The sequence below is a fragment of the Aeromonas bestiarum genome, from assembly GCF_000819745.1.
GTDB lineage: Bacteria > Pseudomonadota > Gammaproteobacteria > Enterobacterales > Aeromonadaceae > Aeromonas > Aeromonas bestiarum.
In genome coordinates this window covers 76,914-92,699 of the sequence record NZ_CDDA01000005.1, presented here as the reverse complement: position 1 = coordinate 92,699, position 15,786 = coordinate 76,914, and the positions used below count along the sequence as shown (strand labels likewise).

At 64.1% G+C, this 15,786-nt stretch carries 14 protein-coding genes; 4 read left to right on the top strand and 10 right to left on the bottom strand.

Going from position 1 to position 15,786, the window contains the following annotated elements:
• Positions 1-136: 136 nt before the first annotated feature.
• From cysG to BN1118_RS01120, 5 genes are all read right to left on the bottom strand, one after another.
• On the bottom strand, positions 137-1,543 hold the full coding sequence (cysG, locus tag BN1118_RS01140; RefSeq protein WP_043554195.1) for a siroheme synthase CysG: 1,407 nt from the start codon (positions 1,541-1,543) through the stop codon (positions 137-139).
• A 12-nt stretch (positions 1,544-1,555) separates the two neighbouring features.
• Positions 1,556-2,368, bottom strand: coding sequence for a nitrite transporter NirC (gene nirC, locus BN1118_RS01135; protein WP_043554193.1), 813 nt, complete (start codon positions 2,366-2,368; stop codon positions 1,556-1,558).
• A 51-nt stretch (positions 2,369-2,419) separates the two neighbouring features.
• Positions 2,420-2,737 carry a nitrite reductase small subunit NirD gene (gene nirD / locus BN1118_RS01130; protein ID WP_043554191.1) on the bottom strand — a complete coding sequence of 106 codons (318 nt, stop codon included), beginning with the start codon at positions 2,735-2,737 and terminating at the stop codon, positions 2,420-2,422.
• A complete protein-coding gene (nirB, locus tag BN1118_RS01125; protein ID WP_043554189.1) occupies positions 2,737-5,328 on the bottom strand; it encodes a nitrite reductase large subunit NirB in 2,592 nt (863 codons plus the stop codon). The genes nirD and nirB overlap by 1 nt, the downstream gene beginning before the upstream one ends.
• 300 nt (positions 5,329-5,628) lie before the next feature.
• Positions 5,629-6,549 (bottom strand): LysR family transcriptional regulator, encoded by a 921-nt coding sequence (locus tag BN1118_RS01120; protein WP_043554187.1) that lies wholly within the window; start codon positions 6,547-6,549, stop codon positions 5,629-5,631.
• 196 nt (positions 6,550-6,745) lie between these two features.
• Between BN1118_RS01120 and BN1118_RS01115 the strand changes: the two genes are divergently transcribed.
• Positions 6,746-8,188 carry an MFS transporter gene (locus BN1118_RS01115; RefSeq protein WP_052449141.1) on the top strand — a complete coding sequence of 481 codons (1,443 nt, stop codon included), beginning with the start codon at positions 6,746-6,748 and terminating at the stop codon, positions 8,186-8,188.
• 20 nt (positions 8,189-8,208) lie between these two features.
• On the opposite strand, the gene hslU is transcribed toward BN1118_RS01115, so the two are convergent.
• The 4 genes from hslU to argS form a co-directional block, all read right to left on the bottom strand.
• Positions 8,209-9,537 carry an HslU--HslV peptidase ATPase subunit gene (gene hslU, locus BN1118_RS01110; protein ID WP_043554186.1) on the bottom strand — a complete coding sequence of 443 codons (1,329 nt, stop codon included), beginning with the start codon at positions 9,535-9,537 and terminating at the stop codon, positions 8,209-8,211.
• Between the two features lie 54 nt (positions 9,538-9,591).
• On the bottom strand, positions 9,592-10,140 hold the full coding sequence (hslV, locus tag BN1118_RS01105; RefSeq protein WP_043142765.1) for an ATP-dependent protease subunit HslV: 549 nt from the start codon (positions 10,138-10,140) through the stop codon (positions 9,592-9,594).
• Between the two features lie 187 nt (positions 10,141-10,327).
• On the bottom strand, positions 10,328-11,167 hold the full coding sequence (locus tag BN1118_RS01100) for an SPOR domain-containing protein (protein ID WP_043554185.1): 840 nt from the start codon (positions 11,165-11,167) through the stop codon (positions 10,328-10,330).
• A gap of 3 nt (positions 11,168-11,170) precedes the next feature.
• A complete protein-coding gene (gene argS, locus BN1118_RS01095) occupies positions 11,171-12,916 on the bottom strand; it encodes an arginine--tRNA ligase (protein ID WP_043142759.1) in 1,746 nt (581 codons plus the stop codon).
• Positions 12,917-13,229: 313 nt separating this feature from the next.
• Here argS and BN1118_RS01090 point away from each other — a divergent pair, with 313 nt between their 5' ends.
• The 3 genes from BN1118_RS01090 (at position 13,230) to BN1118_RS01080 (ending at position 15,171) form a co-directional block, all read left to right on the top strand.
• Positions 13,230-13,796 carry an LON peptidase substrate-binding domain-containing protein gene (locus tag BN1118_RS01090; protein ID WP_043142757.1) on the top strand — a complete coding sequence of 189 codons (567 nt, stop codon included), beginning with the start codon at positions 13,230-13,232 and terminating at the stop codon, positions 13,794-13,796.
• Between the two features lie 132 nt (positions 13,797-13,928).
• Positions 13,929-14,498, top strand: coding sequence for a sigma-70 family RNA polymerase sigma factor (locus tag BN1118_RS01085; RefSeq protein WP_042035936.1), 570 nt, complete (start codon positions 13,929-13,931; stop codon positions 14,496-14,498).
• Entirely contained in the window at positions 14,491-15,171 is a 681-nt protein-coding gene (locus tag BN1118_RS01080) for a ChrR family anti-sigma-E factor (protein WP_043554184.1), read from the top strand. The genes BN1118_RS01085 and BN1118_RS01080 overlap by 8 nt, the downstream gene beginning before the upstream one ends.
• 61 nt (positions 15,172-15,232) lie before the next feature.
• Here the strand turns inward: BN1118_RS01080 and BN1118_RS01075 are convergent.
• Positions 15,233-15,786: undecaprenyl-diphosphate phosphatase (locus tag BN1118_RS01075; RefSeq protein WP_043554182.1), on the bottom strand; the 554-nt coding region annotated here is incomplete at its 5' end.

Below are 15,786 nucleotides of genomic sequence, written 5' to 3'. Positions count from 1 at the left end.
ATTCGGTTGGCCGGATGACCTTCCCCATAGGATACCAGACTCAAAACAAGAGGTTATGACCATGAATGCGGTAAGTGCGGATAAAAAAACCGCCACCATGGTGGTGACGGTCTCAATGGCGAGGCTGACGGCCGGCTCAGGCCAGTGCGGCGGCCTGCGAGGGGGCACCAGTCTGACCGAACCAGGCGAGCTGGTCGGCCAGGGTGACCACGGATCCCACCATGATGAGAGCCGGACTCTCTACCCCGACGGCCAGCTCAGGCAGCTGGTCGAGCGTGCCGCGGATGACCCGCTGGCTAGGTTGGGTGCCGCGCTCGATCAGCGCCACCGGGGTGGCGCCGCCCTTGCCGTGGGCCATCAGCTGCTCACGGATGGTGGCGCAGCTTGAGAGTCCCATATAGAACACCAGCGTCTGCTGATCCCGGGCCAGCAGGGGCCAGTCGAGATCCTGGGTGCCGCCCTTGCCGTGGGCGGTGACGAAGCGCACGCTCTGGGCATGATCGCGGTGGGTCAGCGGAATGCCGGCGTAGGCGGCGCAGCCGCTCGCCGCCGTGATCCCCGGCACCACCTGGAAGCCGATGCCGCTGCCGACCAGCGTCTCCAGCTCCTCGCCGCCACGGCCGAAGATGAAGGGGTCACCCCCCTTCAGCCGTACCACCCGTTGCCCTTTTTTAGCCTCATCCAGCAAGAGTTGGTTGATGCCCTCCTGGGGCACGCAGTGGTTGCCCGCCTGCTTGCCGACGAAGATGCGTTTGGCGTCCCGTCTGACCAGCGCCATCACCTCGTCGGAGACCAGACGGTCATGGACCACCACGTCCGCCTGCTGCATCTGGCGCAGGGCGTGCAGGGTGAGCAGACCGGGATCGCCCGGGCCTGCGCCCACCAGGATCACTTCCCCCTTGGCCGCGGCATCCTCGGCAAACAGAGCGTCGGCCAGCTGGTTGGCCGAGGCCTTGTCACCCCGTGCCAGCGCCTGCCCGAGCCGATCCGCCCCGAGCAGCCGTTCCCAGAAGCGGCGCCGCTCGCCCATGCTGGCGAAGCGTGCCTTGACCCGCTCCCGCAGGCTGCCGGCGAAGGCCGCCATGGCGCCCAGATGTTGCGGCAGCAGGGCTTCGAGTTTTTCCCGCAGCAAGCGGGCCAGCACCGGGGCCTTGCCGCCGGAGGAGATGGCCACCATCAGCGGCGAGCGGTCGATGATCGACGGCATGATGAAGCTGGAGCGTTTCGGGTCATCCACCACGTTGGCAAAGATCCGCGCCTGATTGGCGCTCTGGTAGACCAGGGCGTTCACCTCGCGCCGATCGGTGGCGGCCACCACCAGCCACTTGCCCGTCAGTTGTGCCGGCGCGAATTCACCGGCCAGCCACTCGATGCTGCCGTTGGCAGCCAGTTCCGCCAGCTCGGGGTCGAGCTCGGGGGCGACCACGGTGAGGTGGGCACCGGCATCCAGCAGCAGGCGCGCTTTGCGCTCCGCTACCTCGCCGCCGCCGACCAGCAGCACGGGTTTGTTGTCGAGTCGGCAAAAGATGGGCAAGTAGTCCATGGGGCCTCCTGATCAGGCGGTTTGGGTCTGGCTGGCAGTGGTGGTGGTCTCGTTCACCGCGACCGGGCGCTCAGCCTTGGGGGTGGCATACCAGTAGCCGAGGCCCATGAAGAGGGCGCCGGAGACGGTGTTGCCGAGGGTCACCCACAGCAGGTTGTGGCCGATGCCACCCAGGGTGTAGGCCTCGGAATGGGCACCGAACCAGGAGAGGGCGAACAGGGTCATGTTGGCGACCGAGTGCTCGTAGCCGGAGGCGATGAAGGCCAGCAGGCACCACCAGATGGCGATGAACTTGGCGGCACCCTCGGTGCGCAGCGCCATCCAGATAGCGAGGCAGACCAGCCAGTTGCACAGCACGCCCTTCATGAACAGGGTCAGCGCCGGTGCCTGGGTCTTGGCCAGCGCCACCTTGTGGGCCAGGCTGCCCGCGTCCGGCAGCAGGCTACCGCCGTAGGAGTAGATCAGCGCCACTGCTATGGAGCCGAGCAGGTTGCCGGCCCAGGTCTGGGGCAGGATGCGCAGCAGATCGGCCATGGTAATTTTTCCCGTCTTCACCCCGAAGGTGAGGAACATGGTATGGCCGGTGAACAGCTCGGAGCCGGCGATGACAACCAGGGTCAGGGCTATGCCGAAGGTGGCCCCCATCACCAGCGGGCGAATGCTGGGGTCGACCAGGTTGCCCAGGGTGAAGATGAGTATGATGCCCAGGCCCACATAGGCCCCGGCCATGGCGGAGCTGAGCCAGAAGCCCAGCTTGTCGCTGCGCTCGAAGCGGTTGATGCGGGCCGCATTGGCGGCGCACTTGTTGATGGTCTCGGTATACATGTTGGTTCTCTTGTAGGGGGCTGCCTGCGGGCAGCCCCGATATTCATGGAATTAGACGGCGACCCAGACTTGCTGGTCGCGCACTTCGACTGGGTAGCTCTGCACCGACATGGCTGCGTTTTCGAGACAGTGGCCGTCGCTCAGGCGAAAGTGCTGCTTCTTGAGCGGGCTGGCGACCCAGAGCTCACCCTCGTGTTCGCAGATGATGCCGCGCGACAACACGTTGGCGGCGAAGAAGGGGTCCCGGTTGTCGATGGCGAACACCTCGGCCGCGTCGCTCGGGCGGAACAGCGCGATCTGGCGTCCTTCGATCAGGGCGCAGACGCCGGTGCCTGGAAATATGTCATTGAGTTGACAGGCTAATTTCATCACTTTGCCTCCACTTCGATCTGATAGACGGGAATGCGCTCGGCCGGAGCTGAGGTATCCGGTCTGTGCTGTTCACCTTCGCGCTCTGCTGGAGTGGCCGGTCTGTGCTGGTCGCGTTCGGTGACGAACTGCACGTCCGGGTCACGCTTGTCGCTGTTGATGAAGTGGCTGAAGCGCTTGAGCTGATCCTCTTCATTCAGGGTGCGGGACCACTCGCACTCGTAGCTGTCGATCAGCACCTGGATGTCGCGTTCCAGGGTGGCATTCAATCCCAGCTTGTCGTCGACTATCACCTCGCGCAGGTAGTCGACGCCCCCTTCCAGGTTGCCGAGCCAGACCGAGGTGCGCTGCAGTTTGTCGGCGCTGGTGACGTAGAACATCATAAAGCGGTCGATCAGCTTGATGAGGGTCTCCCGATCCAGGTCGGAGGCCAGCAGGTCGGCGTGGCGCGGTTTCATCCCGCCGTTACCGCCCACATAGAGGTTCCAGCCCGCGTCCGTGGCTATGATGCCGACGTCCTTGCCCTGGGCTTCCGCGCATTCGCGGGTACAGCCGGAGACACCGAACTTCATCTTGTGGGGGGTGCGGATGCCCTTGTAGCGGTTCTCGAGGAAAACCCCGAGGCCGACGCTGTCCTGCACCCCGAAGCGGCACCAGGTGCTGCCGACGCAGGTCTTGGCCATGCGCAGTGCCTTGGCGTAGGCCTGACCGGTCTCGAAGCCGGCGGCCAGCAACTTGCGCCAGATGGCGGGCAGATCGTCTTTCTGGGCGCCGAACAGGCCGATGCGCTGGGCACCGGTGATCTTGGTGTAGAGCTGGTAGTCGCGGGCCACTTCGGCCACCGCCAGCAAGCCTTCCGGGGTCACTTCACCACCGGCCATGCGCGGGATGACGGAGTAGCTGCCGTCCTTCTGCATGTTGCCGAGGAAGATGTCGTTGGTGTCCTGCAGCTGGGTATTGAGCGGGCTCAGCACATAGCCGTTCCAGCAGGAGGCGAGGATGGAGCCGACCGTGGGCTTGCACACCTCGCAGCCATAGCCGTGACCATGCTTGGCCAGCAGCTCGTCGAAGCTCTTGATCCCTTCCACCTTGACCAGGTGGAACAGCTCCTGGCGGGAGTGGGGGAAGTGGGCGCAGAGGTGGTTGTTGACCTCTATGCCCTGCTTCACCAATTCGGCGTTGAGCACCTGGCTGATGAGGGGCACGCAGCCGCCGCAGCCGGTACCGGCCTTGGTGTGCTGCTTGATGGCGGCCAGGGTGGTGTGGCCCTCGGCGACCGCCTGGGCTATGTCGCCCTTGGAGACGTCGAAGCAGGAGCAGATCTGGGCGGTGGACGGCAGGGCATCCACCCCCAGGGTCGGCTTGGCACCGGCATAGGCGGGCAGGATCAGGGTATCCGGGTGGGCGGGCAGCGGCATGGCGTTGAGCATCAGCTGCAGCAGGTTGCCGTAGTCATCCACATCGCCAACCAGCACGGCACCGAGCAGACGGCTGTTGTCTTCGCTCACCACGATACGCTTGTAGACGCCGGCCTGATCGTCCTGGAACACATAGCTGTGGCTGCCGGGGGTGCGGCCATGGGCATCGCCGATGGAGCCGACGGAGACGCCGAGCAGCTTGAGCTTGGCGCTCATATCCGCCCCTTCGAAACGGCTGTCGCCGCCGAGCAGGTGGTCGACCGTGATCTGGGCCATCTTGTAGCCGGGCGCCACCAGGCCGAAGAAGCGGCCCTGCCAGGCGGCGCACTCGCCGATGGCATAGATGTCGGGGTCGGAGGTGAGGCAGTGATCGTCGACAGCTACGCCGCCGCGCTCGGCGATGGCCAGTTCACAGTAACGGCCGAGGGTGTCCTGCGGGCGTATGCCGGTGGAGAAGACCACCACATCCACTTCCAGCTGGCTGCCGTCGGCGAAGGCGAGGCGGTGTTTGGCCTCCTTGCCGCCGTGCATCAGGATCTCGCTGGTGCTCTTGCTGGTGTGAACCTGCACCCCCATGGACTCGATCTTGCGACGCAGCAGCTGGCCGCCCTGACCGTCGAGCTGTTCCGCCATCAATACCGGGGCAAACTCCACCACGTGGGTCTCGAGGCCGAGCGCCTTGAGGGCCCCCGCCGCTTCCAGACCGAGCAGACCGCCACCGATCACCACCCCGTTCTTGCCACTCTTGGCGGCGCTGCGGATGGCTTTCAGATCTTCAATGGTGCGATAGACGAAGCATTCGTGGTGCTGACTGCCCGCAATAGGCGGCACCCAGGGGTAGGAGCCGGTAGCCAGCACCAGCTTGTCGTAGCCGACCACAGTGCCCTTGTTGGAGTGCACTTCGCGGGCCGCCCTGTCGATTTTTTTCACCGCTTCGCCGAGCAGCAGGCGGATGCCGTGCTTCTCGTAGAAACCGGGTTTGACGAGGGAGAGATCTTCGCTGGTGTGGTGGGAAAAGTAGGAGGAGAGATGGACACGATCGTAGGCGGGACGCGGTTCTGCACCGAAGACGGTGATCTCGAACCGGTCCGGATCGGACCGCTCGATCAACTCTTCGATGAAGCGGTGCCCCACCATGCCGTTCCCTATGACGGCCAGCCTGACTTTGCTCATGATTGCCTCTAGTTTGGAGTAATAAAACATCATTCTGAGGCTAGGCTACCCAGTCGCAGGGACGGGACGATTGATGCAAATCAAGTGTCTATTTATATATCTCCTCAGGGGTAATTCGATACAATTCAAAGCTATATATAAATAGGTATACCAGTGGTGCATTCTGGGCTTTGGTTGTCATGGAGCAAGGGGGGAAAGAGGGGGGGCTCGTCTGGCCAGGCATGATGAAAGAAAGCACCTCGGCAGAGGTGCTCTCACTGTGCGGCATCCGGATGGCGCTGAGGGTTGTGGCGGCGCAGATCAGCGCTCTTTCGGGATGGCCTGATAGGGGGCGCGGGCGCAGGTTTCACGGATGAGGGTGCGCAGCCAGCGGTGAGCCGGATCGGCGTCCAGCCGTGGGTGCCAGAGCAGTGCCAGGGTGATCCCGGGCAAGGGGAAGGGCAGGGGCAGGGTCACCAGATCGGCGTGCAGGGAGGCGCAGTGCAGGGCGGGCACGGTCGCCACCAGATCGCTGCCCCGCACCAGGGCCAGCGCAGTGGCAAAGCCCGGCACCAGGGTGGCGATGGCACGCTCCAGCTTCAGGGCGGCGAGCGCCTCGTCGACGGGGCCGTGCTCCTGCCCGCGCCGCGACACCAGCACATGGCGGGCGGCGGCATAGCGGACTGCGGTCAGGGGCCCCTCGCACAGTGGATGGCCCGGCCGCACCACGGCGACGAAGCGATCCTGGAGCAGCGCCTGGGTATGCAGCTCGGGTGCCGTATTGGTGCCGATCACGCCGGTTTCAAAATCCAGCTCACCGCCGCGCAGGGGGCCGCTCTCCTTGTCGGGCTTGGCCATGAAATGCAGCCGAACCCCGGGTGCCTCGGCGGCGAGCCGCGCCAGCAGCGCCGCCCCGACACTCTCCACGAAACCGTCGCTGGATCTGAGGCGAAAGGTGCGTACCAGATGGGCCGGATCTATCTCCTGCTGGGGGCGCAGCACGGCCTCGGCCTCCTGCACCAGCTGGCTGACCCGCTCGCGCAGGGCCAGGGCGCGCGGCGTGGGCACCAGCCCCCGGCCCGCCCGTACCAGCAGCGGATCCCCGGTCGTCTCACGCAGGCGGGCCAGCGCCCGGCTCATGGCGGAGGGGCTGAGACGCAGCCGTCTGGCGGCGCCGGCCACGCTGCCCTCATCGAGCAGCGCATCCAGGGTGATCAGCAGGTTGAAATCAGGGGTGCTCATGGTCGTGCCCTCGCCGGCCTGGTATGCGGGGTGATCAGCCGATGGCGATCATATCTGTGTGTTGACTCATCATACGCGAGAATCCATGGCTTCATATGGCGTGCTGTGCAGCTATAAGCTGCATGTCGTGCGTCTTCCGCCGGATCAGCGTCAGGGCTAGCCTTGTGGTCATCCTGGTTCGCTTGAGGTCACACCCATGCCATACCCCAGCATAATTCCCTCTCCCTGGGTTCGCCGTGCCGGCTTGCTGGCACTCGGCCTCGCCACCCTGTTGCCCATGCTGGCGGGGAGCATGACCAACATGGCGCTGCCCGCGCTGGGACAGGCGTTTGCCGCCCCTTTCGCCAGCCTGCAGTGGGTGCTGGTGGCCTACCTGCTGGGGATCACCTGCCTGACCCTGGTGGCCGGCCGGCTCGGCGACAGGTTTGGCCGGCGGCGCCTGTTGCTGGGGGGCGTGGCGCTGTTTGCGCTGGCATCCCTGCTGTGCGCCCTGGCGCCGACCATAGGCTGGCTGATTGCGGCGCGTGTACTGCAGGGGATCGGTGCGGCCTGCATGCTCTCTCTGGCGCTGGCCATGGTGGGGCAGCTTGTACCTGCGGCGCAGCGTGGCCGGGGCATGGGGCTGCTCGGTACCCTCTCGGCCTGCGGCACTGCCCTTGGTCCCTCGTTCGGTGGCCTGCTGATCGGCGGGTTTGGCTGGCAGGCCCCCTTCCTGTTGCTGGTACCCGTCAGCCTGCTGGCGCTGGGTGCCGGCATGGTCGGTCTGCCACCTGAGGGGGCTTTGCCACAAAGAGAGAGGGTGACGCTGGCGAGCCTGTCGATGCTGGTGGTGGCGCTGCTCTGCTACGGGCTGGCGCTGACCTCGGGGGGCACCCCGGCGCTGGGCTGGTGGGCGGGGGCACTGCTTGGCACTGCCTTGTTCGTTCGCCGCGAGCGCCGTGCCCGTTTCCCCCTGCTGCCGCTGGCACTGCTGGCCGACTCCCGGCTCAAGGGTGGCCTGCTCGCCAGTGCGCTGGTGGCCAGCGTCATGGTGCTGACCCTGCTGATCGGCCCCTTCTACCTGCACGGCGTGTTCGAGCTCGACATGGCGACGGTCGGGCTCATGATCTCCGGCGGACCCCTGCTGGCGGCCTTGACGGGCATGCCTGCCGGCTGGCTGGTGGACAGGTTAGGTTCGCGCCGGGTCGCTCGGCTGGGGTTGATGGCCATGATGATCGCGCTCCTCGGGCTGGCCACCCTGAGCGCCGGATATGGCCCGCTCGGTTATCTGCTGCCCATACTGCTGCTGACCGCCGGCTATGCCCTGTTCCAGACCGCCAACAACAGCGCCGTGGTGGGGGTGGCAACCGAACAGGCGCGGGGAGCCGTGGCCGGCTTGCTGACCCTGTCGCGCAATCTGGGCCAGCTGACGGGGGCGGCCGGACTCGGTGGCCTGTTTGCCACCCTGGTGGGAACGCCCAACCTGGCCACGGCCATGCCGGCGGATCTGGTGTTCGGCATGCAGACCAGCTTTGCCCTGAGCGGCCTGCTGATTGGCGCCGCGATCTGGCTGACGGGAAGAGGCCACAGTGGCGCGCCGGTCGAAACGATCCAGGGGGGAGCCGAAAACGAAGACGCCTCCGCAAGGGAGGCGTCTTGAATGATGACGGTAGGGCGCGCTTACAGGATAAAGCGGCTCAGATCCTCGTCCTCGATCAGCGCCCCGAGGTGGGCGTTGACGTAGTCGGCGTCTATGGTGAAGGTCTCGCCGGACCTCTCGGAGGCGTCATAGGAGATGTCTTCCATCAGCCGCTCCATCACTGTGTGCAGGCGGCGGGCACCTATGTTCTCGGTGCGCTCGTTGACCTGCCAGGCCGCTTCGGCCAGACGGCGGATGCCATCCTTGGTGAACTCGATCTTGACCCCTTCGGTGGCCATCAGCGCCTGGTACTGATCGGTGAGCGAGGCGTTCGGTTCGGTCAGGATGCGCTCGAAGTCATCCGTGGTGAGCGCGGTCAGCTCGACCCGGATCGGCAGGCGACCCTGCAGCTCGGGGATGAGATCCGACGGGCGGGCCACCTGGAAGGCGCCGGAGGCGACGAACAGAATGTGGTCTGTCTTGACCATGCCGTGCTTGGTGTTGACGGTGCAGCCTTCCACCAGCGGCAGCAGGTCGCGCTGTACCCCTTCGCGGGAGACATCCGGGCCCGAGCTCTCGCCACGCTTGCAGATCTTGTCGATCTCGTCGAGGAAGACGATGCCGTTGTTCTCGACCGCGGCGATAGCCTTCTGCTTCAGTTCCTCCGGGTTGACCAGACGGGCCGCTTCCTCTTCGATCAGCGCCTTCATGGCCTCTTTGACCTTGATCTTGCGCTTCTTCTTCTGGTTCTGACCCAGGTTCTGGAACAGCCCCTGCAACTGGCTGGCCATCTCTTCCATGCCCGGCGGGGTCATGATGTCGACGCCCATGGGGCTGGCTGACAGCTCGAGTTCTATCTCCTTGTCATCCAGCTGGCCTTCCCGCAGCTTCTTGCGGAAGATCTGGCGGGTGTTGGAGTTGTCGGCCTTCTCCTCCTCGCCCCAGCTGTTGCGCGGGTTGGGCAGCAGGGCGTCGAGGATGCGCTCCTCGGCGGCTTCCTCGGCGCGGTATTTCATCTTCTCCATCTCGGTCTCGCGCACCAGCTTGATGGCGACGTCGGTCAGATCGCGGATGATGCTGTCCACTTCCTTGCCCACATAGCCCACCTCGGTGAACTTGGTGGCTTCCACCTTGATGAAGGGAGCGTTGGCCAGCTTGGCCAGACGACGGGCGATCTCGGTCTTGCCGACCCCGGTCGGGCCTATCATCAGGATGTTTTTCGGGGTCACCTCGTGGCGCATCTCTTCATCGAGCTGCATCCGGCGCCAGCGATTGCGCAGGGCGACGGCGACGGCACGCTTGGCATCGGCCTGACCAATGATGTGTCGGTCCAGCTCGTGGACGATTTCTCTCGGGGTCATCTCGGACATGATGGCATTCCTGTATCCGGGGCGGGCAGGGCCCACCCCTTGCAAATGGGGGGCTTACTTGGGCTCGGCTTCTTTCGGATCGTAATTCAGCACTTCGACCGTGTGATGCTGGTTGGTGAAGACGCAGATGTCGCCCGCGATCTTGAGGGACTTCTCGACGATGCTCTTGGCGTCGAGATCCGTGTTCTCCAGCAGGGCGGTGGCGGCGGACTGGGCGAAGTTGCCGCCCGAGCCGATGGCGATCAGATCATGCTCCGGCTGCACCACGTCACCGTTGCCTGTGATGATGAAGGATTTGTTTTCATCGGCGACCGCCAGCAGGGCCTCGAGACGGCGCAGGGCGCGATCGGTGCGCCAGTCTTTGGCCAGCGCCACGGCGGCGCGTTCCAGATTACCCTGATGGGCCTGCAGTTTGGCTTCGAAGCGCTCGAGCAGAGTGAAGGCATCGGCGGTGCCGCCGGCGAAACCTGCCAGCACCTTGCCGTTATAGAGACGATGAACCTTGCGGGCGTTGCCCTTCATGACGGTGTTGCCGAGGGATACCTGGCCATCACCACCTATCACGACTTGGCCGTTGCGGCGGACAGAAACTATGGTAGTCACTTTACTTACCTCGCTTGAGCCGAATAACGGCCTGACTGTGCATGGCAAGAAAGATGGGGATGGGGTTGGCGCTTTTCAACCCTGGCTGATTATCCGCCACGGGTCGACTGCCGTTGAGACGCGTGACGCAGAAAAGAAAAGGGCCGAGTCTTCAACCCGGCCCTGATCACTCATCCGCTGGCGGCGGTCACCCCTTTTTGGGGATGCAGCCGCTGATGCCGGAGCCTTGCAGCTTGCGGTTGGCCGCATCGACGGCCGCCTTGCCGCTGAAGGGACCCACCATCACCTTGTAGACGGTGCCGTTGGCGCCATTCACCACCTGCAGGCTGGAGGAGAGGCCGGCACCGAAGGCGATACGTGCCTTGAGCGACTCGGCAGAATCCTGCGAGCGCAGGGCGGCGCACTGCATCATGTAGCGACCGCTGTCCGCCGCTGCGGTTTGCGCCGGCTGGGTCGCTGCCTGAGCCCTGGTGGCTTCGGCGCGCTCCCGTTCCAGCTCGGCCCGCAGTTCACGCTCCATCCGCTCACGCTCGGCCTTGCGGTCGATCACCTGCTCCTGGGCACTGGCCACTGGGGCTGGCTTGGCGGGTTGAACCGGTTGCGGCTTGTAGGGCTGCACCTGGCCGATAGGCGTTCCCGGCTGGGGAATGTCGGTCGGCACCGGCTGCGGCAGTTTCTCCGGCTGCAGGGTCAGGGTCTGGGCAGGGGGCGGTGGCAGCACACCCGGTTGGGGGGGCGGCTCAGTGATATCGACCTGCTTGTTCTCCAGCCGTTCGATATAGCTCCACTTCTCCTGCGGCAAGCCGTTGTTCTGCGCCTTGGGTTTGTTGGCCTTGACCTGTTCTTCAATGGTGGGGGCATCGCTGCCCTTGCCGTTGATCATGTAGAGGAAGCCGCCGAACCCTGCCAGCAGCACCCCGGCCAGCAGTGCCGGGATAACAGGAAAGCGGCGAGGTGCCGCTTTCTTGGTGTTACGACCACCGGCCCGTCTTCTCGGGCTGTTGCCGACGTAATCCCGGGTTGCCATCTATTACATGCGCTCCAGGGTATGGATACCCAGCACGCCCAGACCCAGTTTCAGGACCTTGGCGGTGGCTGCGCACAGCAGCAGACGGCTCTGGCGGGTGGCTTCGTCGACGCCATCCTTGTTGATCGGGCAGGCTTCGTAGAAGGTCATGAAGTTGCCGGACAGCTCGTACAGATAGGTACAGAGCAGGTGCGGCATGCCCTTGTCCGCCACGCCGTTGACCGCGTCGGAGAACTGGATCAGCTTCTGGGCCAGCACCTCTTCGGCTTCCTCGTTCAGGGTCACAGTACCGGTCAGGGTCTCGGCATTGACACCAGCCTTGCGGAAGATGGACTGGATCCGGGTGTAGGCGTACTGCAGGTAAGGGGCCGTGTTGCCTTCGAACGACAGCATCATGTCCCAGTCGAAGATGTAGTCTGTGGTGCGGTTCTTGGAGAGATCCGCATACTTGACCGCACCCATGGCGATGGCGTGGACCACTTCGGCCTTCTCTGCGGCGGAGAGATCGCTGTTGCGGTTCTCCAGCAGGGCGCTCGCGCGCTCCTCGGCTTCGTTGAGCAGATCGACCAGCTTGACGGTGCCGCCGGAACGGGTCTTGTAGGGACGGCCATCCTTGCCCAGCATCATGCCGAAGGCGTGGTGCTCGAGCGGCACGGATTCCGGCACATAGCCCGCCTTGCGGGTGATGGTCCAGGCCTGCATCAGGTGCTGGTGCTGACGGGAGTCGATGAAGTACATGACGCGGTCGGCACCCAGGGTTTCGTAACGATATTTGGCACAGGCGATGTCGGTGGTGGTGTAGAGGAAGCCGCCATCGCTCTTCTGGATGATGACGCCCATGGGCTCGCCATCCTTGTTCTTGAATTCGTCCAGGAAGACGACAGTGGCCCCTTCGCTCTCGACCGCCAGCCCGCGGGCTTTCAGGTCATCGACGATTTGCGGCAGCATGTCGTTGTACATGGACTCGCCCATTATGTCCTTGTTGGTCAGGGAGACATTCAGGCGGTCGTAGTTGATCTGGTTCTGCTCCATGGTCATGTCGACCAGCTTCTTCCACATGGTGCGGCAGTATTCATCGCCACCCTGCAGCTTGACCACGTAGTTACGCGCACGCTCGGCGAAGGCTTCGTCTTCGTCGTAGCAACGCTTGGCCTGGGTGTAGAAGGCTTCGAGATCCTTGAGCGCCATGTCGGAGGCGTGCTCGTTGGCCATCTTCTCCAGATAGGCGATCAGCATGCCGAACTGGGTGCCCCAGTCACCGATATGGTTGGCGCGTACCACCTTGTGGCCGAGGAATTCCAGGGCACGGGCGGCTACGTCACCGAGCACGGTAGAGCGGATGTGGTGCACCGCCATCTCTTTGGCCACGTTCGGCGCCGAGTAGTCCACCACCACTGTTTGCGGGGTCGGCAGCTTCACGTTGGCGTTGGCAGAGGTCACCATGGCTTCCACCTGGCCGGCCAGCCAGCGCTGGTCGAAGAAGAAGTTGATGAAGCCGGGGCCGGCGATCTCGACCTTGGCGATCAGGTCCGAGGCGGGCAGGTGCTCTATGATGGCAGCGGCCAGCTCACGGGGGTTCTTGCGGGCCGGTTTGGCCAGCAGCATGGCCAGGTTGGTGGCCAGGTCACCGTGAGCCTTCTCCTTGCATCGGTCTACTTGCACCCGGGCTTCCAGGTCCGCCGGCAACACGCCCGCTGACTTGAGATTGGCTACCGTTTGTTCAAGTAGATGATGAATATGCTCTTTCATAACTGACCACCAAGGTTGCGCGTCGAAAAATGACTGATATATAAGGGCGTGAATTTTACCCGCATCGGCCCGAGAAAACTATAGGGACGGCCCGCCGGAGTTGGTCGGGCGGATATTTCACTGCATTTGTCACCAGTATCCAGAATATTCAATGGATTAAATGGTGCTTATCCATTTCTACTGCATATCGAAGCGGCTTGTCCAGGCTATTTTCCCCTGATTGTTAAGGGTTTTTTTATTCCAACTCGGTCTGAATGATCTGCCCGTCCACGGCGGTCGTATCAACAGGTATCTTCCACAGAGGAATATCCTGATGAAACTGGCGCTGTTTCCCCTCTCGGCTCACCTGCTGCCCGGTGGCATCATGCCGCTGCGCATCTTCGAGCCCAGATACCAGCGCATGATCGCCGAGGCGGGAGATCAGGGCTTCGTGCTCTGCATGCTCGACCCCCGCCAGCCCGATGCGCTGCGCAACATGTACCCCATCGCCACCCGGGTGCGGATCATCGATTTCGATCAACTGCCGGACGGTCTGCTGGGCATTACCGTGCTCGGCATGGAGCGGGTCAGGATCGTCGATCTGTGGCAGGAGCCCGACGGGCTGAGGGTCGGCGAGGTGGCGCTGCTGCCGCCCTGGCAGACGGGCAGGCTCAATGCCGATCAGCACTCACTGGCCAGGGCACTGCAGGAGGTATTCAACGACTACCCGGAATATGCGGCCCTCTACCATGATCCCGACTGGGACGATGCCAGCTGGGTGGCCCAGCGCTGGCTGGAGGTGCTGCCCATTCCCGTGGAACAGAAGCAGTGGTTGCTGGCGGCGGACGACAACCAGCCTGCGCTCTCCCTGCTGAGCGGCCTGCTGGTTGCCAGCCATTGAGTGCCAATTTGCGGCCCGCCTGTGATCCTTTTGCCACGCCCGGCGTAATGGTGATGACCACAACATTCAAGGCATGGCGCAATGGCATATACTGGCCAACCCCAATCGACTCAGCGCAGGATATCGCCCCCCATGGACAATCCAGATGGCGATCTGAAGTCTCTTCTCATCCGGGTCGCCGAGCAGGCCGACAAGGCCGCCTTCGCCCGCCTGTTCCACCACTTCGCGCCGCGCATCCGCAGCTATGGGTTGCGTCACCTCGGCAGCGAGGCCAACGCCATGGAGCTGGTGCAGGAGACCATGCTGCTGGTGTGGCAGAAGGCCCGCCTCTACCACCCCGAGAAGGGGGCGCCGACTACCTGGATCTACACCGTCATGCGCAACCAGAGCTTCGACATGCTGCGCCGCCGCCGCGCCAGCAAGGAGGATCTCTGCGCCGAGGAGCTGTGGCCCATGCTGGAGTTCAGGGCGGAAGAGGAGCACCTGAGCGGTGGTGAGGATGCCGTGCTGACCCGCCAGATGGCGCACTACCTCGCCACCCTGCCGGAGCCGCAACAGCAGGTGGTGCGCGGCATCTATCTGCAGGAGTTCTCCCAGCAGGAGCTGGCGGAGCGACTCGGCGTGCCGCTCGGTACCATCAAATCCCGCCTCAGACTGGCATTACAGAAATTGAAAGAGCAAGTGGAGCAAGGCCATGATTAAAACCCATCCGACTCACGCCATGTTGCGCGCCTTCGCCGCCGACGAGCTGCCCCTGCCGCTGGCGGTCGGTGTCTCCGCCCATTGCGAGCTCTGCCCCGAGTGTGCTGCCAGTCTGCGAGCCTGCGAAGAGGAACTGGCTCGCCAGTATCTGGAGCCGGCAGAAGATCAGCCGGCAACGATGAGCGAGAGCATGCCGGTGGCACTCGATGCCATGCTGGCCGGCATACTGCAGCAGCCGGTAGCCACGACGGCAGCACTCAGCCAGTTGGCACCCCCCCAGCCCGAGTTGCAGGTGGCGGGCCAGTCATACCGCTTGCCCAGGGTGCTGGCGCGTCACCATGCCCCCAAGTGGCGTCACATTGGCGCCATTCGTCAGCACAGTCTGCCGCTGGACGAGCTGGGGGCCCGCGCCAGCCTGCTGCACATAGAAGCCGGTGGCCGCATCCCCGAGCACACCCATCAGGGCTATGAGCTGACCCTGCTGCTGGCAGGCACCATCGAAGATGGCGACACCTGCTATCAGGCGGGGGACTTCATCTGGCGCGATGCCAGCCATGCCCACAGCCCGCACACCCCGGACGGCTGCCTCTGCTACACGGTGCAGGATGCGCCGGTACAGTTCACCAAGGGGCTGTCGCGGCTGCTCAACGGCATCACCCATCGCCTCTATTGAGGACGGGCAACAATAGAAAAAGGGACCGACAGGTCCCTTTTTTCATGGTGTCGCGGCCGGATCAGGCAACGAATACCAGGTAGACGGCGAAGGCCACCACGAAGCGGTAGATGGCGAACGGGATGAAGTCGAGACGACGGATCAGCGCCAGGAAGGTCTTGATCGCTATCATGGCGACCACGAAGGCGGTGACGAAGCCCACCGCAAACATGGGGAAGTCGGCCATGGAGAGCAGGTCGCGGCTCTTGTAGAGATCCAGTCCGCTGGCGGCCACCATCATGGGCACCGCTAGGATGAAGGAGAACTCGGCCGCCGCCTGGCGACTGATCCCCATCAGCATGCCGCCGCTGATGGTGGCGCCGGAGCGGGAGAAGCCGGGCCAGAGCGCCAGGCACTGGAACAGGCCTATGCCAAACGCCTGCTGGTAGCTGATGTCATCCAGGGTCTCGGAGCGTACCGCCGGGCGAAACTTCTCGGCGATGATCAGCAAGATGCCGCCGGCGACCAGGGCATACATCACGGTTTCCGGGCCGAACAGGTTGGCCTTGATCCAGCTGTGAATGGCGAGACCTATGAGTACGGCGGGCAGCATGCCGAGGATGATGTGGACCAGGG